At 65.4% G+C, this 2,359-nt stretch carries 3 protein-coding genes; all 3 read left to right on the forward strand.

The annotated features are described in order from the left end of the window. On the forward strand, positions 1-1,290 hold a 1,290-nt coding region (locus EOC93_RS33285; RefSeq protein WP_164759393.1), incomplete at its 5' end, for a DegQ family serine endoprotease. A 100-nt stretch (positions 1,291-1,390) separates the two neighbouring features. Further along, positions 1,391-2,002 carry a molybdopterin-dependent oxidoreductase gene (locus EOC93_RS33290; RefSeq protein ID WP_127206732.1) on the forward strand — a complete coding sequence of 204 codons (612 nt, stop codon included), beginning with the start codon at positions 1,391-1,393 and terminating at the stop codon, positions 2,000-2,002. Further along, the coding region (locus EOC93_RS33295; protein WP_245461609.1) for an FAD-binding oxidoreductase at positions 1,999-2,359 on the forward strand (361 nt) is incomplete at its 3' end. The genes EOC93_RS33290 and EOC93_RS33295, both read left to right, overlap by 4 nt.

The following is a 2,359-nucleotide window of genomic DNA, read 5'->3' on the forward strand; positions in this document are numbered from 1 at the left end:
GCTCCCTTCGGCGACAGCTCCCCGTTCGACGCCTATTCCCGCCAGTTCTTCGGCGACCAGGGGCTGCCCGGCCCCAGGACCCCGCCGCAGCAGCAGGCGCCTCGCGCAGAGGCGCTCGGCTCCGGCTTCATTGTCGCAGCCGACGGCACCATCGTCACCAACAATCACGTCATCGACGGCGCCACGTCGATCAAGGTGACGCTCGACGACGGCACCGAGCTTCCCGCCGAGCTGGTTGGCCGCGACGCCAAGAACGACCTCGCTGTCCTCAAGATCAAATCCGACAAGACTTTGCCGACCGTCAAATGGGGCGATTCCGACAAGCTCATGCCGGGCGACCAGGTGCTCGCTTTCGGCAATCCGTTCGGCCTCGGCACCACGGTTACATCAGGCATCGTCTCGGCGCGCGGCCGCGATCTGCACAGCGGGCCGTTTGACGACTTCATTCAGATCGACGCACCGATCAACCACGGCAATTCCGGCGGTCCGCTGATGGATGTGAGCGGCAACGTCGTCGGCATCAACACGGCGATCTTTTCGCCGAATGGCGGCAGCGTCGGCGTCGGCTTCGCCATCCCGTCGGACCAGGCGCAAAAGGTGGTCGCCAAGCTGATGAAGGGCGGCTCCATCCAATATGGCTATCTCGGCGTCCAGATTCAGCCGGTGACGCCCGACGTGGCGAGCGCCGTCGGCCTCGGTCAGCCCAGCGGTGCGCTGGTTTCCGAGGTCAGCGACGGCTCGCCGGCGGCAAAAGCCGGGATTGAGACCGGCGACGTCGTCACCAGCTTCGCCGGTCAGCAGATAAAGGATCCCAAGGACCTGTCGCGTGCCGTTGCCGATGTCTCGCCCGGCGAGACGGAAACGCTGGGTGTCTGGCGCAAAGGGCAGAATGTGAAGATTTCCGTCGATGTCGGGCGCAATGGAGACGATGTGGAGACGGCATCGGCCGGCGGCGGACCAGAGACACCGTCCGCACAGCAAGGCCTTCGTGCTCCTGCGATCGGCCTCGGCCTGATGGACGTCACCCCGGATGTCCGACAGGCGATGAACCTGGCGCCCAACCAGCGCGGCGCGCTGGTCGAGAGCGTCAATCCTGACAAGGCGGCCTCGGCTTCCGGGATCCAGCCGGGCGACATCATCATCGCCGTCAATCAGGCGCCGGTGAGGGACGCCAGGCAGGCGGACCAGGCGATCGCGCAGGCCGGAAAGGCTGGCAAGAAGTCCGTGCTCCTGCTCGTCGAACGGGGCGACGCGCAGATCTTCGTCGCCGTGCCCTTCGCCGCCGGCTGAAGCGCATTGGCGCGAGGTCGCGGCCAAGATTTCGGTTGCCCGTCAGAGCATCTTCGAGAAGACTAGCGCAGGTTGGCTTCAACCTGCATGGATTGTCTCGATGGTCACCCGCGGCTTCTCTTCAGGACGAAAGCCCCCGACGGATGCGGATGCGCGCATCCCGCCGGGGCAGTATCTCGAGCAAGGGTTCCCGGTGCTGTCGGCCGGGCCGACGCCGCGTGTGCGCACCGAGGAGTGGTCGTTCATGCTCAAGCACGGACCGCGGCCGATCAAGAAGTGGAATTGGACGGAGTTCAACGCGCTGCCTTTGACCAAGATGACGCGCGACATTCATTGCGTCACCGCATGGACCAAGTTCGACACGGCGTGGCAAGGCGTGCTGGTCGACGATATTCTGGCGGATGCCGGCATCGAGCCGCCGACCGGCTTCACGCTGGCGCTGTCCTTCGACGGCTACACCACCAATGTGCCGACGAAGGACCTCACCGCCGGCAAGGCGATGGTGGCGCTGCTTTACGAAGGCAAGCCGATCACGCCGGACCATGGCGGCCCGGCGCGGCTGCTGGTTCCGCATCTCTATTTCTGGAAGTCGGCCAAATGGCTGAACGGGCTGCAGTTCACCGAGCGCGACGAGTCAGGTTTCTGGGAACTGCGTGGCTATCATATCTATGGCGACCCGTGGCGCGAGCAGCGCTATACGGGCGATCCATGAGCGACGGGCCGGCGGCGCAATCGCCCTGGCAGACGGTGACCATCACCCGCATCGAAAAGCGCACGCCGCGCGTCACCAGCTTTTTTCTCCGGCCGTCACGGCCCTTCGCCTATTGTGCCGGGCAGCATGTCGATGTCAGGCTGACGGCGCCGGATGGCTATCAGGCGCGCCGTTCCTACTCCATTGCCTCGGCGCCGGAAGCCGGCGAGACGATCGAGCTGGCGATCGAAAGGCTCGATGATGGCGAGGTCTCGCCATTCTTCCACGAGGTCGCGGCAGTCGGCGACGAGGTCGAGCTGCGCGGACCGCTCGGCGGACACTTTGTCTGGTCCGACAGTGACGGCGGCCCGCTTCTGC

Origin of the sequence: Mesorhizobium sp. M6A.T.Ce.TU.002.03.1.1 (assembly GCF_003997275.1) — a bacterium.
GTDB lineage: Bacteria > Pseudomonadota > Alphaproteobacteria > Rhizobiales > Rhizobiaceae > Mesorhizobium > Mesorhizobium mediterraneum.